This window comes from Solwaraspora sp. WMMD792, assembly GCF_029626105.1.
Classification (GTDB): Bacteria; Actinomycetota; Actinomycetes; order Mycobacteriales; family Micromonosporaceae; genus Micromonospora_E.
The window spans coordinates 197,233-218,814 of the sequence record NZ_JARUBH010000009.1 but is presented as its reverse complement, the minus strand read 5'-3'; the positions used below and the strand labels follow the sequence as shown (position 1 = coordinate 218,814).

16 protein-coding genes and 1 tRNA gene are annotated in these 21,582 nt (G+C 71.2%); 7 read left to right on the top strand and 10 right to left on the bottom strand.

The annotated features are described in order from the left end of the window. Positions 1 to 10: 10 nt before the first annotated feature. On the bottom strand, positions 11 to 1,078 hold the full coding sequence (locus O7629_RS02395) for a glycoside hydrolase family 6 protein (protein ID WP_278167208.1): 1,068 nt from the start codon (positions 1,076 to 1,078) through the stop codon (positions 11 to 13). Between the two features lie 144 nt (positions 1,079 to 1,222). Between O7629_RS02395 and O7629_RS02390 the strand changes: the two genes are divergently transcribed. Both O7629_RS02390 and O7629_RS02385 read left to right on the top strand, forming a co-directional pair. Continuing rightward, positions 1,223 to 3,127, top strand: coding sequence for a glycosyltransferase family 2 protein (locus O7629_RS02390; RefSeq protein ID WP_278167207.1), 1,905 nt, complete (start codon positions 1,223 to 1,225; stop codon positions 3,125 to 3,127). A gap of 104 nt (positions 3,128 to 3,231) precedes the next feature. Beyond that, positions 3,232 to 6,987, top strand: a complete 3,756-nt coding sequence (locus O7629_RS02385; protein WP_278167206.1) for an RICIN domain-containing protein — start codon at positions 3,232 to 3,234, stop codon at positions 6,985 to 6,987. 118 nt (positions 6,988 to 7,105) lie between these two features. On the opposite strand, the gene O7629_RS02380 is transcribed toward O7629_RS02385, so the two are convergent. The 3 genes from O7629_RS02380 to O7629_RS02370 all read right to left on the bottom strand — a co-directional run bounded on the left by O7629_RS02380 (position 7,106) and on the right by O7629_RS02370 (position 11,464). After that, a tRNA-Met gene (locus O7629_RS02380) sits at positions 7,106 to 7,182 on the bottom strand. Positions 7,183 to 7,332: 150 nt separating this feature from the next. Next, positions 7,333 to 10,329, bottom strand: coding sequence for a UPF0182 family protein (locus O7629_RS02375; protein WP_278167205.1), 2,997 nt, complete (start codon positions 10,327 to 10,329; stop codon positions 7,333 to 7,335). Between the two features lie 109 nt (positions 10,330 to 10,438). Further along, entirely contained in the window at positions 10,439 to 11,464 is a 1,026-nt protein-coding gene (locus tag O7629_RS02370; protein WP_278167204.1) for a PDZ domain-containing protein, read from the bottom strand. A 104-nt stretch (positions 11,465 to 11,568) separates the two neighbouring features. Between O7629_RS02370 and O7629_RS02365 the strand changes: the two genes are divergently transcribed. Continuing rightward, positions 11,569 to 12,834, top strand: coding sequence for a zinc-dependent metalloprotease (locus tag O7629_RS02365; RefSeq protein WP_278167203.1), 1,266 nt, complete (start codon positions 11,569 to 11,571; stop codon positions 12,832 to 12,834). A 65-nt stretch (positions 12,835 to 12,899) separates the two neighbouring features. Here O7629_RS02365 and O7629_RS02360 read toward each other — a convergent pair whose 3' ends face one another. Together O7629_RS02360 and O7629_RS02355 are read right to left on the bottom strand one after the other, a co-directional pair. Then, complete coding sequence (locus O7629_RS02360; protein WP_278167202.1) at positions 12,900 to 13,496, bottom strand: hypothetical protein; 597 nt, start codon at positions 13,494 to 13,496, stop codon at positions 12,900 to 12,902. Between the two features lie 84 nt (positions 13,497 to 13,580). Continuing rightward, positions 13,581 to 14,111 carry a M48 family metallopeptidase gene (locus O7629_RS02355; RefSeq protein ID WP_278167200.1) on the bottom strand — a complete coding sequence of 177 codons (531 nt, stop codon included), beginning with the start codon at positions 14,109 to 14,111 and terminating at the stop codon, positions 13,581 to 13,583. A gap of 484 nt (positions 14,112 to 14,595) precedes the next feature. On the opposite strand from O7629_RS02355, the gene O7629_RS02350 reads away from it, so the two are divergent. The 3 genes from O7629_RS02350 to O7629_RS02340 all read left to right on the top strand — a co-directional run bounded on the left by O7629_RS02350 (position 14,596) and on the right by O7629_RS02340 (position 17,467). Further along, complete coding sequence (locus O7629_RS02350) at positions 14,596 to 14,763, top strand: DUF5679 domain-containing protein (protein WP_233606684.1); 168 nt, start codon at positions 14,596 to 14,598, stop codon at positions 14,761 to 14,763. A 258-nt stretch (positions 14,764 to 15,021) separates the two neighbouring features. After that, positions 15,022 to 16,128, top strand: a complete 1,107-nt coding sequence (locus tag O7629_RS02345) for a hypothetical protein (protein ID WP_278167199.1) — start codon at positions 15,022 to 15,024, stop codon at positions 16,126 to 16,128. Positions 16,129 to 16,138: 10 nt separating this feature from the next. Further along, positions 16,139 to 17,467: an AarF/ABC1/UbiB kinase family protein gene (locus O7629_RS02340; protein WP_278167198.1), complete on the top strand. Its 1,329-nt coding sequence runs from the start codon at positions 16,139 to 16,141 to the stop codon at positions 17,465 to 17,467. Between the two features lie 130 nt (positions 17,468 to 17,597). Here the strand turns inward: O7629_RS02340 and O7629_RS02335 are convergent, their stop codons facing one another. The 4 genes from O7629_RS02335 to O7629_RS02320 form a co-directional block, all read right to left on the bottom strand. Continuing rightward, positions 17,598 to 17,741, bottom strand: coding sequence for a hypothetical protein (locus O7629_RS02335; protein WP_199757942.1), 144 nt, complete (start codon positions 17,739 to 17,741; stop codon positions 17,598 to 17,600). An 85-nt stretch (positions 17,742 to 17,826) separates the two neighbouring features. Then, positions 17,827 to 18,231: a WhiB family transcriptional regulator gene (locus tag O7629_RS02330; protein WP_278167197.1), complete on the bottom strand. Its 405-nt coding sequence runs from the start codon at positions 18,229 to 18,231 to the stop codon at positions 17,827 to 17,829. A 138-nt stretch (positions 18,232 to 18,369) separates the two neighbouring features. Continuing rightward, the gene (locus tag O7629_RS02325; protein WP_278167196.1) at positions 18,370 to 18,753 is read right to left on the bottom strand and encodes a hypothetical protein; all 384 of its coding nucleotides are present in this window, start codon (positions 18,751 to 18,753) and stop codon (positions 18,370 to 18,372) included. Positions 18,754 to 18,846: 93 nt separating this feature from the next. Then, positions 18,847 to 21,051, bottom strand: coding sequence for an ATP-dependent DNA helicase UvrD2 (locus tag O7629_RS02320; RefSeq protein ID WP_278174367.1), 2,205 nt, complete (start codon positions 21,049 to 21,051; stop codon positions 18,847 to 18,849). Positions 21,052 to 21,212: 161 nt separating this feature from the next. Between O7629_RS02320 and O7629_RS02315 the strand changes: the two genes are divergently transcribed. After that, a complete protein-coding gene (locus O7629_RS02315; RefSeq protein WP_278167195.1) occupies positions 21,213 to 21,458 on the top strand; it encodes a mycoredoxin in 246 nt (81 codons plus the stop codon). Positions 21,459 to 21,582: the final 124 nt, after the last annotated feature.

Below are 21,582 nucleotides of genomic sequence, written 5' to 3'. Positions count from 1 at the left end.
CTGCCCACGCTCACCCTGGCTGGCCGACCAGTTGGAGCGCGTACTCGGGCCACCATCGGCCGGCCGGTGGCTCGCCCGGCCGGCAGTCGCCGTCGGACTCGCCCGGACGCTTGATCCAGAGCAGGGCGTCGACCCGGTCCAGTCCGGTCGTCGTGGTCGGCGCCTCCCCCAGCGACCGGCCGGGCGGGTTGCACCAGGACGGGCCGCCGTCGATGGTGGCGCCGTCGACCGGCCCGGCACCGTTGCGGCTGGTGTCGACGACGAACCGGGTACGCCCGCCGAGTTCGTCGGACAGCCGGCGGCCGTAGTCGACGTTCTCCTGCGTACCGATGAAGTTGGAGACGTTGAGCGCGAAGCCGTCGGCCCGCTCGATCCCGGCCCGGCGCAGCGCGTCGGCCAGCTTCGGCAAGTCAGCCACCCAGCGGGCATGGCCGGCGTCGAGATACACCTGGGCGCTGCCGGTCTGCTTGAGCACGGCGACCGCGTCGGCCAGTAACGCCAACCGTTCGTCGGCGGTGCCCGCGCCGCAGCTGTCCAGGCTGTGCGCCACCGCGTCCGGTTCGACGACCACGGTGACCGGGCGGCCGGCGATCCCGGCCGCGAACTCGCGGACCCAGGCCCGGTAGTCGTCGCCGTCGAGCGCACCACCACCGCTGAAGCTGCCGCAGTCCCGGTCCGGGATGTGGTACGCCACCAGCACCGGCATGCCGCCGACGGCGTCGGCCCGGGTCAGCACGGCGTCGACATCGGCGCGCACCGCTGCGGTGCCGCTGGTCACCCAGACCGCCATCGGCTGGTCGCTGATCCGCCGGAGCCGGTCGGCGTCACCGGTGCGGCCGGCCGCCGCCCATGCGGTGACCTGGTCGGCGGCGGCACCGGTCGGATCGACGAACAGCTCCGCTCCGGCGAGCGGCACCTCGACCGGCTGCCCGGTGGTGCCGGCGGTCCGGGCGTCCGTGATCTGGTCGCCGAGACCACCGGCCGACTCCGACGGGGCAGTGCCGCAACCCGCCAACAGACCCAGGAACAAGCCGATGGGCAGGGCAAACCTCGACTGGCGGACTATCGACAGCAGCACCGTTCGTCCTCCGTCACTGGCGCAAAGCACGGCCGAGACTAGCTCAACCGGCTGATCCGGGCAGGCCTTCCCGGTGCCTAGGATCGTCGAAACCAGCGGCCGGGCGTGGGCCGGTGGGCGCGACTGCGGGGCGGCTTACGGCTTGTGGCGGAACAATTCGACATCCCGGTGTACGGCCGGTCCTGGGCTCGGCTCGAATCCTATAGCCGACTCGCCGGCCCGCTGAACGAGCCGCCGGGCGACGCGCCCTACCGGGTGCGCTACCGCAGCCTGCACGGGGCGCACGGCAACCGGCGGATCGTCACCGCGGTGGCGATCGCGCTGGCGAACATCTGCTTCGAGGTGTTCTTCTTCGTCTGGCTGCTGCAGCCGGGGCATTTCGCCGACACCAACCCCGGGCCGGTAGCCGAGGCGGCCCGGGTCGCCAACATCTTCGTCATCTGCTCGATCGCCATCGTCGAGGCGTTGCGGCTGGTCAACGTACTGTCGTTGTCGCTGGCCTCGGTGATCGCGCGGGATCCGGTGCCGGTCGTCCCACCCCGGGGGCTGCGGGTCGCCTTCCTCACCACGATCGTGCCGAGCAAGGAGCCGATCGCGGTGGTACGCGACACGCTGCGCGCGGCGAAGCGGATCCGCCACCGGGGCGTCTTCGACATCTGGCTGCTCGACGAAGGCGACGACGACGAGGTCAAGGCGGTCTGCGACGAACTCGGCATCCGGCACTTCACCCGCAACGGTGTCGAGCGGTACAACCAGCGTCGCGGGCCGTTCCGGGCCCGGACCAAACACGGCAACTACAACGCCTGGGTCGACGCACACGGCGACCGCTACGACGTGTTCCTGTCCGTCGACCCCGACCACGTGCCGCTGGCCAACTTCGCCGAACGGATCCTCGGCTACTTCCGCGACCCGGACGTGGCGTACGTCGTCGGCCCGCAGTGCTACAAGAACGGCGAGTCGTTCGTCACCCGGGCCGCCGAGTCGCAGCAGTTCCCGTTCCACAGCGTCATCCAGCGGGCCGCGAACGCGTACGGCACGTCGATGCTGGTCGGCACCAACAACGCGGTACGGATCAGCGCGTTGCGCAGCGTCGGCGGGCTGGCCGACTCGATCACCGAGGACATGGCGACCGGGCTGGCTGTGCACACCACCCGCAACCCGTCGACGGGTCGGCGGTGGAAGTCGGTGTACACCCCGGACGTGCTGTCCGCCGGCGACGGCCCGGCCAGTTGGAGCGACTACTTTTCGCAGCAGCGGCGCTGGTCGCGGGGCACCTTCCAACTGCTGGTCGGCCGCTACTGGCGGCACTTCCCCCGGCTGTCCGCCGGCGGGATGCTGCACTACACGCTGATCACCACCTTCTACCCGTCGATGGCCGTCGCCTGGCTGCTCGGCATCGTCAACGCCGTGCTGTTCCTGGCGCTCGGCGTCAGCGGCATGACGATTTCACCGCAGATCTGGTTCGCCCTCTACACCGACGCGACCGCCTTCTCGCTCTGGCTCTACCTGCACAACCGGCGGTACAACGTCAGCCCGTACGAGGCACCCGGCTCCCGCGGCCTCAAGGGCATGCTGATGTCGATCATCTCCGCGCCGATCTACGCCGGGCAGTTGGTGAGTACGCTGCTGCGCCGGCCGGCCCGGTTCGTGGTCACCCCGAAAGGGGCGCACAGCAGCAGCGACGGCCTGTACACGTTCCGGGCGCACCTGGGCTGGTTGCTGGTGCTCGCCACGGCGGTCGCGGTCGCCGTCGCCCGCGACTACGCCAGCCTGCCGTCGCTGCTCTGGCCCGGGGTGGCGTTGCTGGTCTGTCTGCTGCCGGTCGTGCTGTGGCGGCGGGACCTGCGCCTGCGCTCCCGCCCGGCGCCCACACGCGACGGCGAAACCGACGACGGACCGGCGACGATCGCGGAGGTACGCAGTCCGGACCGGGCCGGCGACATCACCATGGAGATCCCCCGTGCACTGCTGGCGGCGCACCTGGCGAATCGGTCGGTCGACGGTCAGCCCGACGAACCGGTTCAGGAGGGCGACAAGGGCACACCATGAGCCAACGGACCGGACCAGGGCAAAAGCAGAGATCGACAGATGGCGAATAACACACACCGCCACTGATGACTCACAGGCAGTTGTCGAGCGAGGCTGGCCGGGTGATGACACACCGCTTGCTGCTGGCCGCCGTACTCGCGGCCGCGCTCACCAGTCCGACGTGGAGCCCGCCGCTGATGGCGCAGGCCGGCCCGCCGGCGACCGCCGCCGGCGCGGCCACCGTCGGCACCGCCGCGACCGCGAACGGCCCGCAGTCCACCAGTCGCCCGAACCTGAGCATGGTCAACCGGATCAGCGGCGGCCTCGACGGGCTGCCCGACTGGTCGCGGGTGGGCTACCAGGGTGGGCAGCCGCTGCCCGGCGACCACCTGACGACCACCGACGCGGCCTGCCGCCTCGACCCCAGCCGGTTGGCCGGTGAGTTCGGCGTGATCGCCGACGACGGCCTCGACGACAGCGCCGGCCTGCAGGCCGCCATCGATCACGTCCGCGACGTCTGCTCGCCGTCGGCCAACCACCGCCGGCTGTCACTGATCAGCCTGCCGGCCGGCCGGATAGACGTGTCCCGGCAGATCTACGTCGACGCGAACTTCCTGATCCTGCGCGGCCAGGGAGCCGGTGTTGGCGGCACCCAGGTGGTGTTCCGACCAGACACCGACACCCGATACGACACCCTCAGCAGCGACGGCAGCCGCTGGGAGCCGAACGGAATGAGCTACGGCAGCGGCAACGACGTCGGCAAGGGCGGCTGGATCTGGCCGGGCCGGGCCCTGTTCAAGGTGCAGACCCGCCAGGTGGCCAGCCGCTACCAGGACGAGTGGCAGGCGGCGCCGGCCAACCGCAAGGACCTGTTCGAGGGATCCGTCAACCAGCACTGGGTCTCCGGACAGAAGCTGGCCGGCCGCAGCGACGACCCTGGATTCTCCGCCCGCGCCGGACAGACCGTCATCCATCTGGCCGGCAACACCAACATGTCGAAGTTCTCGGCCGGCGGCTACGTCTGGGTCGGCGCGGCCAACAGCATCAACTTCTACGAACAGCAGGGCGTCACCTACGCCGAACACGCCAGCATGATGGAGAACCTCCATATGCGACAGCAGATGTTCCGGGTGACCCGGGTGGACACGTCCGCCAAGACAATCACCCTGGACCGACCGCTGGAGTACGACCTGCCGGTCGACTCGGTCTCCGACGGCTCGCCGCCGCTGCTGACCGAGACACCGTTCGCCAGCAAGGTCACCCCGCTGACCGCGGTCGAGGGCGTCGGGCTGGAGAACTTCGCCTTCACCCAGGAGATGACCGGGCTGCCCAAGCTCGGCGGCGGCACGTACGCCCTCGACCCGACCGACGCGGTCCACAACTACGGCAACCTCGCCCCCGAGTACGCCATGAACGGGGTGCTGTTCAAATGGGCGGCCAACAGCTGGGTCCGTGGCCTGTCCGGCACGATGACCGGATCCCACCCGGTGGTCACCGAGGTCGCCCGCAACCTGCAGATCGAGGACAACACCTTCGACGGGGCGTGGAACAAAGGCAAGGGCGGCAACGGCTACCTGCGCGGCAGCCGCGTCTGGGACTCGCTGTACGCGTACAACACCAGCCGTAACCTGCGGCACTTCACCTTCCAGTGGTCGGCCAGCGGCAACGTGGTGTTCCGCAACGACCTCGACTCCGACCTGAACCTGCACGGCGGCTGGGAACGGTACAACCTGTTCGAGGGCAACACCGTGCGGGTGCCGTACGAGCACAGTTCGGGTAGCTGCACCGCCAACTGCGGTGGCGAGGGCGGCCAGGTCGACGAAGGCACCTGGTATCCGATCTGGTGGGCGGCCGGGCCGAAGGCGATCAAGTGGTCCGGGTCGGCCGGGCCGCAGAACGTCTTCTACCACAACGAACTGTCCAAACAACTCACCCCCGGCGGTCCGTACGTGACGTACGAGCCGTACTCGGTGACCGGCACCACCGACCCGGGAGACACGATCTACCAGTTCGGCTCCGACCCGGCCCACCCGCGCCGGTTCCGCCACCTGAGCGCAGCCGGGTCGGTGATCCCCGACTGGTCGGGTCGGGAGACCCTCGACTACACGGGCGGGCAGGGCGTCGTCGCCGCCACCGGGTACCGCCACCCGTCACTGTTCCTGAACGACGTCGGGCAGCTCGAACCCCGCATCGAGGAGGTCCGCCAGGCGGCCACCTGGAACATGCAGGGTGCCGGCACGTCCGGCGGCTGGACCGGCCAGGACGGCGAATACGAGGACAAGTACGTCAACGGAGTCCTGCCGCTGGCCGTGGGCGGCGCCACGGTGATCGCGTTGCAGGAGGCCGGTGCGCCACCGCCCAGTGCCGGGCCGCCGACCGACCACCAGCAGGTCGACTTCCAGCGGGCCGACGGGACGTTCCCGCCGGTGCGGGAGTACCGCCACGGTGGGACCGCCCGCCGCCCCCAGGGCTACCTCTACTGGCTGCACACGGACACCTCGGCGAACGGGCCGGGCCGGGTCAACCTGGCCGTCGCCACCCGCCACCAGGTGCCCGCGGACGGGATCTTCGTGGTCGCCTCGCCGATGGGCGGCCGGCCGGCGCTGGGGGTGAACGTCGGCGGCACGGTCTTCTTCACCGTGCACGGGTTCTCCGGCAACGGAAACGACATGCCGGGACTGCTCGGCGCGATCCGGCAGCGGATGCTCACCGCCGGGCCGGGCAACCAGCCGCTGGACTGGGTCGCGATGGGCGACTTCAACCGTGATCCGGACAACCTGGCCAACGCGCTGCCCGCCGGGCAGTTCCGGGTGCACGCCCCGCCGACGCCGACCCACCCGACCCGGGATCCGCAGCGGTTCCTCGACTACGCGGTGGTGCCGGACACCGGCAACGTACCCCGGGTCACCGGCTCCGAGACCCTGTCGCAGATCCTGCTGTCGGATCATCTGCCGGCCCGGTTCCGGCTGGTCCTGGAAGCCGCGGCCGACCCGCCGGAGCTGGTGGCGCAGCCGACCCCGCCCGGCAACGCGGTGCTGCGCAACGCCGGCACCACCAACGTCGCCGACATCGACCGCTTCGGCAGCGACAACGAGATCCTCGACGTACCGTTCCATTCGGGTTTCCAGCAGCGGTGGTGGTTGGACCCGAGCGCGGAGTTCCCGTCCTACTACCGGCTGGTCCACCTGCTCACCGGCAACTTTCTGGGCCAGGAGGGCTCAGTGACGGACGCGCCGGTGGTGCAGTGGCCCAACGAGGCGGCGGATCAGCTCTGGCGGCCCGACTACCAGGGCGACGGGACGTGGACGTTGCGCAACATGGTCACCGACCAGTTGCTGACCGCGCTACCCGGCTCGCACCGGCTGGCCGGGCGGGACTGGAACGGGTCGGCCGAGCAACGCTGGTTCTTCCAGAGCGAGGAGTCGATGTCCGACCTGCGGGAGATCAACCACTTCCCGCCGCAGCAGCAGACCGACCTGGTGGTCGACATCTCCGGCGGCGGCAACGCCGACGGCACGCCGGCGATCCTGCACGCCGAGAACGACGGTGACAACCAGCGGTTCAGCGTCATTCCCGCCGGGCAAACCGATGGCCAGGACTGCTACTACCTGGCCAACGCCGGCGGCTACCTGAGCGCCGCGCCGGCCGGGGTGTCCGTCGACGGGGCACCGGTCGCGCTGCACCGCTTCCGGGGCAACACCGACGGCTACCTGTGGTGCGAAAGCCAGGGGTCACTGTCGATCGCGTTGGCGAACCGCACCGTCGTGGCCGGGGTGCCGCAGGACCTGTACCTGTCCGATCACGGTGTCGGCAATCAGCTCACCGTCGAACAGGGCGACCCGCAACTGATCCAAACCTGGCTGTGGGAGGCGGCAAGCTGACCGCCGGGCCAGCCGGCCCGAGCAGCCGGCCCGGACAGGGCTGAGCAGCCATCGCGGAAGGCCCGAGCAGCAGACGCGAAACGGCCCGCCAGGGAGATCCCTGGCGGGCCGTTCACCGTGGTAGCGGGGACAGGATTTGAACCTGCGACCTCTGGGTTATGAGCCCAGCGAGCTACCGAACTGCTCCACCCCGCGGCGATGAGTTAACCCTAGCGCATACCGTCAGCCCGCCGCAAAACGACCCCCGTACTGACCGACTGGCCTCGGTGATCCCGCCCTGATCCACCCACAAAAGCGGACAAGTCGGGATCACCGAGGCCGGTTTCGGCGTCAGTCAGTTGGGTGTCAGCCGGTCGGCGACGGATCGGCGCCCGGTGACGGGTCGGTGGTCGGCGGCTGGGCACCGCCCACCCCGGCCGCCTGCTGCGCCGCCTGGAACGCCGTCATCGCGGCGTCCAGCCGGGCCAGCGCCTCGCCGTACCGCTGGAAGTCACCGGCCGCCTGCGCGGCGCGGGCCTCGTCGATCGCGGCGCTGACCTCGGCGGCGGCCGCCTGCAGCTCCGGCGTCACCAGACCCGGGTCACCGGTGGCCGGCGGGGTCGGGGTCGGGGTGCCACCGGGCTCCTCGCCCTCACCCTCACCTTCGCCCTCCGGCGGGGTCGTCGGCGCGCCACCCGCCTCCGCCTGCTCGATCAGCTGCCGGATGCCGTCCTGCACGCTGTTGGCCAGCACCACGTACGAACCGCCGTCACCGTAGGAGAGCAGCACCCGCTGCAGCAGCGGGTACGCGTTGGTCTGGTTGCTCTTCACGTAGACCGGCTCGACGTAGAGCATGCCGTTGCCGAACGGCAGCGACAGCAGGTTGCCGTACTGCACCTGCGCCTGGTTCGACGACAGCAGGTTCAACTGCTGCCGGATGGCCGCGTTGTTGGTCATCCGCTGGTGCACCTGCACCGGGCCGGAGATCGCCGTCTGGTCGGGCAGCTCCAGCACCTGAAGCTGCGGCTGCCCGTCGACGTACGACCCGGAGATCAGCGCGGCCAGGTTCTGCCGGCCGGCCGGGGTCACCGCCGAGGTCAGCTGGAACCGTGGCTCGTCCTGCTCCGGCAGCTGGGTCATCAGGTAGTACGGCGGCTGCTTGACCCCGCTGTCCGGCGAGTCCGGGACGTTCGGCACCTCCCAGAAGTCCTGCCCGGAGAAGAACTCGGCCGGGTTGGTGACGTGGTAGCGGGCCAGCAGGTTGCGCTGCACCTTGAACAGGTCCGCCGGGTAGCGGAAGTGGTCGACCAGCTCCTGCGGCGTCTCCGCCTTCGGGATGACCAGGTCGCCGCCGAACGCCGCGTTCCACGCCTTGAGCACCGGGTCGTTCTCGTCGAACTCGTAGAGCCGGACGGTGCCGTCGTACGCGTCGACGGTGGCCTTGACCGAGTTGCGGATGTAGTTGACGTTCTCCCGGGCCAGCACGAAGGTGCCCTGGCCGGTGAGCTCGTCGGCGGTCTCCGCCTGCAGGTTCACCCGCTCCGAGTACGGGTACGTCGCCGAGGTGGTGTAGCCGTCGACGATCCACTGGATCCGGCCGTCGACCACCGCCGGGTACGGGTCGCCGTCCATGGTCAGGAACGGGGCGACCTTCTCCACCCGGTCCCGTGGGTTGCGGATGTACAGCAGCTTGGAGTTCTCGTTGACCGCCTCGGAGAGCAGGAAGTTGGTCTCCTGCTCGTTGATCGCGTACAGCAGTTTGCGGCCGAACGAACCGACCTCGACCCCGCCGGTGCCGGTGTAGGTGTAGTACTGCTCGCCGCCGCTGGAGGTGGGCCGGTCGAACTCGACGTTGCTGTCGCCGGGCGAGCCGACGATGGCGTAGTCGGTGCCGTCCATCTGTTCGCCGTAGTAGATCCGCGGCTGCTCGACCGGGATCTCCTCGGTGGCCGAGGAGCACTGCTCCTGGGCCTGGTCGCCGAGGAAGCCGGAGACGAAGTACGGCTGCCCGCCGCAGACCACCCGGTTGGCCGGCGCGCCGACCATGCCGTACCCGTGGGTGAAGACGGTGTGCCGGTTGATCCAGTTGCTCTGCTGCTCGGTCAGCTCGCCGTAGTTGATCTCCCGCATGCCGACGACGTAGTCCTGGGTCTCGTCGTCGATGGTGTAGCGGTCGATGTCCAGTTTGGTGCCGAAGTCGTAGAAGCCACGCACCTGCTGCAGCTGGGTGTAGGTCTCGGAGACCAGCTGCGGGTCGAGCAGCCGGATGTTGGGCACCACCGCGGTGTCGGTGGCCAGGCTCTCCGGCGGGGTCAGGTTCGTCGCCGGGTACGGCGTCTGCTGGCTGATGTCCAGCCCGAACGCTTCCCGGGTGGCGACGATGCCCCGTTCGATGAACGCCGCCTCCTTGTCCCGCAGGCTCGGGTTGACCTCGAAGGTCTGCACCGCCCACGGGTAGATGCCACCGATCGCCACGGCGGAGATGCCGAGCAGCGCCAGCGAGATGCCCGGCCAGACCAGGTTGCGCATCACCGCGTTGGAGAACACGATGATCGCGATCGCCACCACGATCGAGATGTACGCCAGGATCTCCTTCGCCGGCAGCAGCGCGTTGATGTCGGCGTAGCCGGCGCCGTAGATGCGCGCCTGCTCGTTGTACTCCAGCAGCATGCCGCGCCGGTCCAGCACGTACGCGACCGCCTTGAGCAGGACGAAGACGGCGACCAGCGTGGTCAGGTGGGCCCGCGCGGCGGTGGTCATCCGGTCACCGATGCCCTGCAGCCGTACGCCGCCGTAGAGGTAGTGCACGGCGAGCCCGCCGATCACCGACAGCACCACGGCGGTGAACGCCAGGCCGAGCAGGTAGCGCAGGAACGGGTACTCGAAGACGTAGAAACCGATGTCGATGCCGAACTCCGGGTCGGTGACGCCGAACTCCTGGGAGTTGCGGAACAGCAGCCACTGGCTCCACCGGTTCTGCGCGGACAGCCCGGCGAAGACGCCGACCAGGGCTGCGGCCGCGGTGATCCAGATGCCGATCCGGGGGCTGAGCAGCATCCGGTAGCGCTCCAGGCTGACCTGTTCCGGCGAGTGCGGCCGCAGCGTCGGCCGCAGCCGGTACGCCAGCCACAGGTTGGCCGCGACCACCAGTGCCATGGCCAGGCCGACCGCCGCGAACAGCAGCAGCCGGGTGAACAGCACGCCGGTGAAGACCTGGGTGTAGTCGACCTCCTCGAACCACAACCAGTCGGTCCATGCGTTCACCCCCCAGCCGAGCAGGGTGAACAGAAGGAAGATCCCGATGAGTACGCCGACGGTGACCCGGCCACGTCGGCTCATTCCGGGCATTGGGCTGCTACGCATGACCACGACTAGGTACTCCGCACGTTGGTGTGATCCGCTGGGCGATCAGGCACCAAGACTACGGGGTGTGTCCACCTCAGGGCCGGTTGAGGTGGACCTGACCGGGGTGTCAGTCGCTGCCGCAGAGCGTCGGCTTCTCGCCGGTACGCAGCCGGGCCAGCGCGTCGAGCGCCTCGTCGAGGGTGGCCACCCGCAGCAGCGGCAGGTCGGGTACGGCGTTCGCGACCGCCTCGGCGCAGTTGGCCTGCGGGACGAGGAAGGCGACCGCGCCCGCTTCCTTGGCGCCGACCAGCTTCTGCGGGATGCCACCGATCGCGCCGACGTTGCCCTCGTTGTCGATGGTCCCGGTCCCCGCGATGATCTTGCCGCCGGTGAGGTCCTCGGGTTCGAGCTTGTCGATGATGCCGAGGGCGAACATCAGCCCGGCGCTCGGCCCACCGATCTCGTCGAGGTCGATGGTCAGCTCGAACGGCCTGGGCTGCTCCTCGGTGATCTCGATGCCGATCCGGGGTGGGCCGCCGTCGCTGGCCCGGGTGGTGATCTCGGCGGTGGCCGACTGGCCGTCGCGGGTGTAGCCGATGGTCAGCGTGCTGCCTTCCGGCTCGGCCCGGATCAGCTCGGTCAGCTGGGTCGCCGAGCTGACCGGCGTGCCGTCGACCGAGGTGATCACGTCGTCGACGTCGAGCAGCCCGACCGACGCCCCGTCCGGGGTGACCGCCCTCACCAGCACCTGCACCGGGTAGCCGAGCTGGCGCAGCGCCGCGGTCTCGGCGCTGGTCTGCGACGCCGCGAAGTCCTCGGCGTTGCGCTCCTCGACCTCTTCCTGGGTCTGCCCCGGCGGGTAGATCACCTCGTACGGCACCACCGCCTCGGCGTCGCTGAACCAGCCGGCGACCGCCTCCCGCAGCCCCACGTTGGGGCGCACACCGACGGTGGTGAGCCGCAGCTGACCGGCCGAGGTCGAGGTGTCGGTCCCGGTGATCTGGATGACGTCCGCGCCGTCGTCGGTGCCGAGTGTGTCGACCGTCGGGCCGGGGCCCAGCACCACGTACGGGACCGGTGCGGCGAGCACGGCGTAGGCGAGCAGTGCGGTGAGCAGCGCGCCGAGGATGACCGTGACACCGCGACGTCTCATGCGCCTGAGCGTACCGACTGCGGTCCCGCCGGTGACGCGGAGCTTCGCGCTGAGCGGAACGCACCGGCGGCGTTGCGGCCGGTGGCCCGCGTACCGTGGAGGGCGTGCCTGATATTCCGTTCGGCTTCCAGCTCCCCGGCGGCCAGCCTCCGGACCCCAACGACCCACGGCAGATGCAGCAGTTCATGGCGCAGCTGCAGCAGCTGCTCGCCGCTCCGGGCAGCGGTCCGGTGAACTGGGACCTGGCCCGGCAGGTGGCGGCCAGCCAACTCGCCGCCGAGGGTGACCCGTCGGTCAACCCGCACGAGTGGCACACCGTCGAGGAGTCGCTGCGCGTCGCCGACCTGTGGCTTGAGTCGTCGTCGACGTTCCCGTCCGGGACCCGCACGTCGGCGGCGTGGAACCGCAACGAGTGGATCTACCGGACGCTCGACGTGTGGCGCAAGCTCTGCGACCCGGTGGCCGGTCGGATGGTCGGCGCGATGGGCGACCTCGTTCCGCCGGAGGCCCGCAGCCAGCTCGGCCCGATGCACGCCATGATGACCACTCTTGGCGGGGCCCTGTTCGGCGGTCAGCTAGGCCAGGCGCTCGGCTCGCTCGCCACCGAGGTGCTGTCGGCCAGCGACATCGGGCTGCCGCTGGGCCCGGCCGGCACCGCCGCGCTGCTGCCGGCCAACATTCGGGCGTACGGGTCCGGCCTGGAGCTGCCCGAGGAGGAGGTCCGGCTGTACGTGGCGCTGCGGGAGGCGGCCCACCAGCGCCTCTTCGAGCATGTGCCGTGGTTGCGGGGGCACGTGCTGGCAGCGGTGGAGACCTACGCGTCCGGGATCACGGTCAACCGGGAGGCGATCGAGGACGCCCTCGGGCGAGTCGACCCGATGAATCCGGAGTCGATGCAGGAGATCGCCATGGAGGGGATCTTCACTCCGGAGGACACCCCCGCCCAACAGGCGTCGTTGGCCCGGATCGAGACGGTCCTGGCGCTGATCGAGGGCTGGGTGTGTCACGTCGTCGACAGCGCCGCCGGGGACCGGCTGCCGAACGTCGTGAAGCTGGCCGAGGCGTTCCGGCGTCGGCGGGCGGCCGGTGGACCGGCGGAGCAGACCTTCGCCGCCCTGGTCGGGCTGGAGCTGCGACCCCGCCGGCTGCGCGAGGCGGCCGCGCTGTGGGCCGCGCTGGACGCCCACCGTGGGATCGACGGCCGGGACGCGCTGTGGAGCCACCCCGACCTGCTGCCATCGGACGACGACTTCGCCGACCCGGAGGCGTTCGCCCAGGCGAAGACCGACTTCGACCTCGGTGACATCGACTTCGGCGGCGACCCGCCGGAGCCGCCGCAGCCGGAGCCGCCGGCCGATGGGCCCCGCTGACCGACCGGCCCCGCTGACCGACCGGCCCCGTTGACCGACTAGCCCTGTTGACCGACCGGCCGGGTTCAGCCGGCGGTCAGCAGTGCGCGGGTGGTCTCCCAGCCTTCGACGGCCGGGTTCAGGGCCGCCAGGTCCGCCGGGCCGCGCAGCCGACGCCAGGGCGGCGTGACCGCCACCTGCCCCGGGTGCGGCGCCGCCGCCCGCACGGCCTGCGGGTCGGCGGCGAGGTCCAGCGTCGGCAACCAGCCCGGCGCGGGCAGTTGGGCCGCCACGCCGAGCAGTCCCCCGCCGTCACCGCCGGCCGGTGCCACCGCCACCGGCCGGGTGGTGATCGGCCGCAGCAGCTTGCCGATCAGCAGGCCGGGCAGGTCCGGCGCGTCGGCGGCGAGCACCGCAGCCTGGTCGTAGCCGGCTGATGCGGCGGCGGCCAGCGCCGCGTTGACCGAGATCTCCGGCAGCTGGTGGATCGGCATGTCGGGCCAGGCGATCGACCTGGCCAACGGCAGGTCGGCTGCGGTCGCGGCGATCGCCGGTTCCACCTGGCTCAGGGTGGCGAGCAGGTCGACCAGGTCCTCGGCCAGGGCGGCCCGCCAGGTGGCGGGGTCGGTGCCGGGCGGGGACCAGTCGACCGGGTGCAGGAGGATGACCACGGCGCGGCGCATCTGACCCACTCTAGCGGCGGCGCACTCGGCAGGTCCGGGGCGCACCCGGCGTGGTTGGCGTAGTCGGTGCAGCCGGCAGGTCGGTCAGTCGGCCAGGACGAAGCCGCTGGCCGCCGCCACCCCTTCCAGGTAGCCGCGGGCCCGTTCCGCCTTGGGGTAGCGGCCGACGAGCTCCCAGAACCGGGCGTTGTGGCTCGGCACGACCAGGTGCGCCAACTCGTGCAGCAGGACGTAGTCGATGACCCAGTCCGGCATCTCCTGGATCCGGTGGGATATCCGGATGGTCCGGTCCGCCGGGGTGCACGACCCCCAGCGGCTGTTCTGGTTGGTCACCCACCGGACGCTCGCCGGGACCACCACCCGGGCGTGTTCCGGCAGGTAGCGGTCGACCAGCCGGCGGGCCCGGCCGATCAACTCACTGTCCGACCGGCGGAGGCGTTCCTCCCGGGCCGCCAGCCGGGCGAGCATCCGGTCCACCCACTCAGTCTCCTCGGCCCGGGAGAACTGGTCCGGGATGAGGATGACGACGCGTTCGCCCTCCCGGTACGCGGACACCGTCCGGCGTCGGCGCTGGCTGCGCCGCACCTCGACGACCGGCTTACGCGCCCCTGCCATCAGCGGCCCGCGCAGCCCCGGGTTTCGCTCACGATGGCACGCTAATCCGTACTGACCAGGGGAACGCAAGAGGCAACACGGCGTAGCGAGGGTGAATCACCCCTTTTGGGGCCGATTGTCGCGAAAAAAGTTACCCACTCGACCGCCGTACGTCGCGCCCGAGCCGCCCAGGATCACCGTAGGCGATCACGAAGAAGTTTTCACCTCCACCCCCCGGCCGGTGACCACCTGCGGATCTTCTCCCGGCGTGTCACTGCGAATCTGACTTATCCGATCTATTGCGGCATGCACACTCTCGACGTCGACTTACTCACAGTGTCGGTGAATTGTTGACATGGAACCGCCCAGTCCTGGGTAGGGTCCGCGGACCGGCGGTCAACAGTGGCCGCGGAGAAAATCCCAGCGCGCGGCGCCGCCGACGGTCGCCGCGAGCGGGTGCACGCCGGGTCTGCAACCACCCGGCGAGGAGACGAGGAGGGGCACCGTGGCCGACCAGGCCCAGACCTACAACGGTTACTGCGTGAAGTGCAAGGAGAAGCGCGATTTCGAGGGCACCGTCGAGGTGTCGAAGACCGGCATGAACATGGCCAAGGGCAAGTGCCCGGTCTGCGGCACAACAGTCAACCGGATCTTGGGCAAAGCCAAGGTCTGACTCGCGGCGCTGCGTCGAAGGGGCGGCCGGAGCCGCCCCTTCGACGCGTGGCCGGCCCCGCCCGACGGCCCACCACAGAACACCCCGACCAACATCGAGTGGCACACCACTACACGCTGCGTCATGTCCGAGCCGCGACACCACCCCGACCGGGCTGTGGAAAACCCGCCGGAACCTGTGGATAACCGAGGATGTGCGGGGCACAGGCTGTGGATAACGAGCCAACGAGCGTTTCGTTACGGTGACAGTCTGTTGTTCATGCCCACCAATCCCCTGCTCAGGCCGACTCTGTTGCCCGGCCTGGCCCGCCTCTGGCGGGACCGCGCCACCCTGCAGCTCGGCTCGGATCCGGCGCACGCCGTACTGCTCGACCTCACCGACCCGGCACAGTCCCGGCTGCTCGACCTCCTCGACGGCAGCCGGTCGACCCGCGCCGTACTGGACCACGCCGCCCGGCTCGGCGTCCCGGCCGACCAGGCCCGGCATCTGCTGGACATGCTGATCGCCCGGGGCCTGATCGTCGGCGCGCACACTCTGCTGCCAGCGAACCTGCCGGAGCACGCCCGGCACCGGTTGACCGCCGAGGCGACCGCCCTGGCGCTGCGCCGCGACGAGCTTCCCGGCACCCCGGCGCAGATCCTGCGGCGACGTGCCGCCGCCCGGATCGTGCTGACCGGCCGGGGCCGGCTGGCCCGGCCGCTGGCCGTCGCGGTGGCCGAGGCGGGGATCGGTCACGTCGCCATCGACCTGGCCGGCACGCGCGATGCCCGCGACGCCGTCGCCACCGCCGTCAGCCGGGCCGTCCCGGGAGTCGAGACCCGCCCGGTACGGCGCGGCCAGGCCACCCTGACGGTGCTGCTCGGCGCCGACCGGCCGGCCAACCTGCTCGCCGCGAGCTACGCCCGGCACCGGCAGGCCCACCTGCTGGTCGACATCCGGGACCGGACGCCGGTAGTCGGCCCGCTCGTGCCGCCGACCGGTACCCCGTGCCTGAACTGCCTGGACCTGCACCGTCGGGACCGGGATCCGGGCTGGCCGCAGCTGGCGTCCCAGTTGTGCGCGATCGGCCCGGCGACGATCTGCGACTCGGCGACCCTGCTGGCCGCGGTGAGTGTCGGGACGGCCGAGATCCTGGCGTTCGTCGACGGTGGGAGCCCGGAGACGATCGGGGCGGCGATCGAGGTGCACGCCCCGGCCCGGCTGCGGCGCCGGGCCTGGCCGGCCCACCAGGGTTGCCACTGCCACCGGCGCCGGCCGCGCCGCTGCACACCGGTGCGCAGCCCCGCCGATGGCGTGGGCCACGCGCCGGGCGCCGGTGGCATGAGCCACGCTCAGGGAGGGGTCACGGTACGCGATCGTCGGTAACAATGGCCAGGTGACCGAAATCCCGCGCTGGGCCGTGTCCAGGACCGCCAAACTCGCCGCGCTGCCGATCGGCTTCGCCGGCCGCACCGTCCTCGGGCTGGGCAAGCGGGTCACCGGGCTCGCCTCCGACGTGATCTCCACCGAGATCCAGGAACGCACCGCCGAGCAGCTGTTCAGCGTACTCGGGCAGCTCAAGGGTGGTGCGATGAAGGCGGGACAGGCGCTGTCGGTGTTCGAGGCGGCGCTGCCGGAGGAGCTCGCCGCCCCGTACCGCCAGGCCTTGACCAAGCTGCAGGAGGCCGCTCCGCCGTTGCCCGCCGGATCGGTACACAAGGTGCTGGCCGAGCAGCTCGGCGCCGACTGGCGGGAACGGTTCGTCGAGTTCGACGACCGGCCGGCCGCCGCGGCCAGCATCGGCCAGGTGCACCGGGCGGTGTGGCGCGACGGCTCCGCAGCGGGCCGACCGGTGGCGGTCAAGGTGCAGTATCCGGGGGCCGGCGACGCCCTGCTCGCCGACTTCAAGCAGTTGTCCCGGCTGAGCACCATGTTCCGGGCGATCCAGCCCGGGCTGGACATCAAGCCGCTGCTCAACGAGCTACGGGACCGGCTGGCCGAGGAGCTGGACTACGAGCTGGAGGCGGAGTCGCAGCGGGCGTTCGCCGTCGCGTACGCCGACGACGACCAGATCATGGTGCCGGCGGTACTCGCCGCCGCGCCCCGGGTGCTGGTCACCGAGTGGATCGACGGCGTCCCGCTTTCGAAGATCATTTCTTCCGGTACGGCGGACCAACGCGACCGGGCCGGGCTGCTGATGGCGGTGCTGCACTTCTCCGCGCCGGCTCGGGCCGGGCTGCTGCACGCCGACCCGCATCCGGGCAACTTCCGACTGCTCGACGACGGCCGGCTCGGCGTGGTCGACTTCGGCGCCGTGGCCCGGCTGCCCGGCGGGCACCCCGAGCCGATCGGCCGGCTGGTCCGGCTGGCGCTCGACGGGGACTCCGACGCGGTGGTGGCCGGGCTGCGCGACGAGGGTTTCATCAAACCGGACGACCCGATCGACGCCCCGGCGGTGCTCGACTTCCTGCTGCCGATGCTGGCGCCGCTGGCAGCCGAGGAGTTCCAGTTCACCCGGCAGTGGCTGCGCGACGAGGCGGCCCGGCTGGCCAACCCGAAGTCACCGGCGTACCAGCTGAGCCGGCATCTCAACCTGCCGCCGGCCTATCTGTTGATCCACCGGGTGACGCTCGGCTCGATCGGTGTGCTCAGCCAGCTGGAGGCCCGGGCCCGGTACCGGGACGTGGTGCGGCGCTGGCTGCCGGGTTTCGCCCCGACCGGCTGACCCGCACGGACGGCCGGGGCCGTGGTCAGACCCTCGCGGCCGGGGAGCCGGGGCCGTGGTCACGCCCTCACGGCCTGGTAGACGGATGGTGCCCGGTCCCCGCTGTGTTCTCAGCGGGGACCGGGCTCGGTCAGCGCCCGCTCAGGCTGCGGGCCCAGAGGTGCCGGGCCTGCATGGCGACGGTGCGGGCGGATCGGGGTGCCTCAGTACGCGCGGTGCCGGCCTGAGGCGGTTGCATTCGCGCCCGGGAGAGCGCTTCGTAGAGCAAGTGCATGACGGTTTCTCCTGTGATGGTCGGTGCTGCGGTGTGGGTTGTCTGTGCCGGCGCCCGGCCGGCGGTCGACGTGATCCGATGCATGTCAGGCCGCCAGCCGGACGGTGCCGCGGGAGCCGGCGACCCCGTTGGCCGCCATGCGTGCCTCGACCTCGCCCCGCAGGGCGGCGTCGCGGGCCAGGTCCTCCTTGCGTGGCCGGCCCCGGGGCCGCTTGCGCGGCACGACCGCACCCCGCTCGAAGATCTCGCCGCCCCAGACGCCCCACGGCTCGGCCCGCTCGATCGCCCCGGCGAGGCACTCCACCCGCAGCGGGCAGTCCACGCAGAGCGACTTGGCCAGCTCCAGCTCCGTCGGGGAGTCGGAGAACCACAGGTCAGGGTCGAACTTCCGGCACGGCAGCTCCGCCACGACGTCCGGCTGGCCCGTTGCGGCCGGCCGGCACCCCGGCTGGTAGTCGCTGCGGTCGAGAGTGGCAAACGCCAGACTCATCGCCCGGTCACCTCTTTCTTTCGCTTCGATCTCGTGGATCGCTTCCGACTTGCTCGTACCTGTGCGGCGGCAAAAACTAAGGCCGCGGATCCCGGTTGCGGGTTCCGCGGCCTCGAGGTGAGCCGGTGTGGTCTGGTGTCAGACCGGCCTTCCTCGAGGTGGAACACCGCGGGCAGCATCCATGAACGGCTTCTTGGCCGCCGGGATGGTGGTGCGAACGCTGCCTTCGGAGCTGCTGGTGCCATTGGTCGCCGCGACTACGGACGCACCCCGGAGCCGGACCCAGCCCTGATCGACGCCAGCCCACCCGGTGACCGTGCGGTGCTGCCCGGTCGGACCGGCGGGCACCGTCGTCGGCACGGCGAGCCGGAGCCGGTGGGTCTGCTCGACCTGGATCTGGATCTGGATCTGGTGCGCCCCTGCCGAGTGACCGATGGGCGCGACGGCGGCCAGATAGCCACCGACCGTCGGAGCGCAGGCAGCGGTCAGCGTCGACAGCACGGAAGTCTCGTAGCTCAGCACCGTCGTCACCTCCTGCCTGGACTCGTCACGGAAAAACCCTCCACCCCGGCGGAGCAGCGAGAACGCCCACTGCTCGCGAGGTGTGACCTGAGGCTAAGCCTCTTGCGACGCCGGGGGCAAACCATTTTCCGGGTCGGATTCCGAACTTTTTTGCCAGTCAAGATCATCTACGGCCGCGCCGCCCACCAGAGCGTGCACCGACGGACCGTAGAGCCCCAGCTTGCGGGGGCCGATCCCGGCGATCGCCAGCAGCTCAGCGTCGCTGCCGGGCCGCCGCTCGGCGATCGCCAGCAGGGTCGCGTCGGTGAACACCACGTACGCCGGCACCCGCTGCTCGCCGGAGACCCGCGACCGCCATGCCCGCAGCCGGTCCAGCAGCTCCTCGTCCAGATCCGACGGACAGGTGGCGCACCGGCCCAGCTTGCGGTCGACGCCGGCCAGCAACGTGGTACCACAGACCCGGCAGGAGACCGGCTGGCCGCGGCGGCGCTCGCCGGAGCGGCCCGCCCCCGGACCGCCGCGCTGAGCACCGCCGGCACCACCGCCCGAGCGGTCCAGCTGCGGCAGGAACCGGCAGGGCCGGCGGGCCCGCCCGCCCGGCGACCGAGCGGCACCGTAGGACAGCCACAGCCACTGCCGGGCCCGGGTCACCCCGACGTAGAGCAGCCGGCGCTCCTCCTCCAGCTGTTCGGCGGTGCGGGCGTACGTGGTGGGCAGCGTCCCGTCGGCGAGCCCGACCAGGAAGACCGCGTCCCACTCCAGGCCCTTGGCCGAGTGCAGCGACGCGAGGGTGACCCCGGCGACCGTCGGCACGTGCTGCGCCGCCGCCCGCCGCTGCAGCTCCGCGCAGAAGTCGGCGAGCGGGACGGGACGTTCGCTGACCGCCGCCTCCCCCACCGGCACCAGCACCGGCTGGGCGCCGAACTCCTCGGCCAACTGGACCAGCGCGGCGAGCGCCTCCCAGCGTTCCCGCGCCGCCCCGCCCGGCGGCGGCTGGTCCGGGGTCCAACCCACCGCGGCGAGACCGGCGGTGACCGCCTCGACCAACGGGGTCTCCCCGGGCGTCGACCGGACCGCCGAGCGCAGCGCGACCATCGCCTGCCGGATCTCGGCGCGTTCGAAGAACCGCTCCGCGCCCTGCACCACGTACGGCACCGCCGCCTCGGCGAGGGCCTTCTCGTACGCCTCGGACTGGGCGTTGGTCCGGAACAGCACGGCGATCTCGGCGGCCGGCGTACCCGCCGCGATCAGCTCGGCGCAGCGCGCCGCGACCGCCGCCGCCTCGGCCGGCTCGTCGGTGAAGATCCGCACGTCCGGTTCCGGGCCGGGCTCGCGCTGGCCGACCAGCTCCAGCCGCAGCCGGGCCTCGGTGCCCCGGGCCTGCCTGATCACCGTGTTGGCCAGCCCCACCACCTGCGGCGTCGACCGGTAGTCGCGGACCAGTCGGACCACCACCGCCGCCCGGCGCCGACGGGCGAAGTCGACCAGGTACGCCGACGTGGCCCCAGTGAACGAGTAGATCGTCTGACTCGCGTCGCCGACCACGGTCAGGTCGTCCCGCTCCCCCAGCCAGGCGTCGAGCAACCGCTGCTGCAACGGGTTCACGTCCTGGTACTCGTCCACCACGAAGTGCCGGTACTGGGCCCGGACCTGCTCGGCGACGTCCGGGTGCTCCTCGATGCCCCAGATCGCCGCCCGCAGCACGTCCTCGAAGTCGATCACGCCGTTGCCGCGCTTGATCTGCTCGTACCCGGCGTACACCTCGGCCACCTTGGCCGGCTCGTGCGGAGTCTCCCGCAGCGCCTTCGCCGCCGCGACGGCGTACTCGGACGGCTCCACCATCGCCGACTTCGCCCACTCGATCTCACCGGCCAGGTCCCGGGCGGCGGCCCGGTCGGTGCGCACCCCGACCCGACCGGCGGCGAGGGTGACCAGCCGGACCTTGCTGTCCAGCAGCTCCGGCATCTCCCGGCCGCCGAGCAGCCGGGGCGCGAAGTAGCGGACCTGGCGCAGCGCCGCGGCGTGGAACGTCCGTGCCTGCACCCCGCCCACGTCCAGCGCGCCGAGGCGGGCCCGCATCTCGGCGGCGGCCCGCGCGGTGAAGGTGACCGCCAGTACGTGCCGGGCGGCGATCTCGCCGGAGAGCACCCGGTAGGCGATCCGGCTGGTGATCGCCCGGGTCTTCCCGGTGCCGGCGCCGGCCAGGATGCAGACCGGCACGGCCGGAGCGGTCACCGCCGTACGCTGCTCCGGGTCCAGCCCGGCGAGCACTCGGCCTGGTCCTGGGTCTGAGTTGATGTCGGCCGCCACGGGTAGGAATCATCGCAGCCTCGCCCGACGTTGCACCGGCTAGCCCGGGTGCCGCCCGGGCCGGAACTACTGTGCCCCGGCGCCGCCCGGGGCCGGCGACCCGGCGGGCGAGCGCCCGCCGTGGCCCGACGACCGCGGAGGATCTGCTGATGTTGACCATGTATTCGACCAGTTGGTGTGGCTACTGTCACCGGCTCAAGTCGCAGTTCGACCGGGAGCGGATTCCGTACCAGGTGGTCGACATCGAGCAGGACACCGAGGCGGCGGCGTACGTGATGGGGGTCAACGGCGGCAATCAGACGGTTCCGACGGTCCGTTTCCCGGACGGTTCGGCATTGACGAATCCGAGTATCGTTCAGGTTCGGCAGCGGCTCAGCGACCTCGCGGCGAGCTGAGTCGCACTCACGGTCCGTCCGCCGCCGTGCACAACGTCGCATTTGGCTAACACGCCCACCAGAGGACCCCACCGAGGCAGCAATCGGGCCATACTGTTTCGGGCCGTGACCCACATCGCCGCGA

What these genes read in the sequence shown, in the direction of transcription:
- O7629_RS02375 (WP_278167205.1), bottom strand. Translation starts at nt 10,329, where the DNA reads ATGCGTAGCAGCCCAATGCCCGGAATGAGCCGACGTGGCCGGGTCACC.
- O7629_RS02330 (WP_278167197.1), bottom strand. Translation starts at nt 18,231, where the DNA reads ATGAGTCTGGCGTTTGCCACTCTCGACCGCAGCGACTACCAGCCGGGG.
- O7629_RS02385 (WP_278167206.1), top strand. Translation starts at nt 3,232, where the DNA reads ATGACACACCGCTTGCTGCTGGCCGCCGTACTCGCGGCCGCGCTCACC.
- O7629_RS02315 (WP_278167195.1), top strand. Translation starts at nt 21,213, where the DNA reads ATGTTGACCATGTATTCGACCAGTTGGTGTGGCTACTGTCACCGGCTC.
- O7629_RS02370 (WP_278167204.1), bottom strand. Translation starts at nt 11,464, where the DNA reads ATGAGACGTCGCGGTGTCACGGTCATCCTCGGCGCGCTGCTCACCGCA.
- O7629_RS02355 (WP_278167200.1), bottom strand. Translation starts at nt 14,111, where the DNA reads ATGGCAGGGGCGCGTAAGCCGGTCGTCGAGGTGCGGCGCAGCCAGCGC.
- O7629_RS02335 (WP_199757942.1), bottom strand. Translation starts at nt 17,741, where the DNA reads ATGCACTTGCTCTACGAAGCGCTCTCCCGGGCGCGAATGCAACCGCCT.
- O7629_RS02360 (WP_278167202.1), bottom strand. Translation starts at nt 13,496, where the DNA reads ATGCGCCGCGCCGTGGTCATCCTCCTGCACCCGGTCGACTGGTCCCCG.
- O7629_RS02345 (WP_278167199.1), top strand. Translation starts at nt 15,022, where the DNA reads ATGCCCACCAATCCCCTGCTCAGGCCGACTCTGTTGCCCGGCCTGGCC.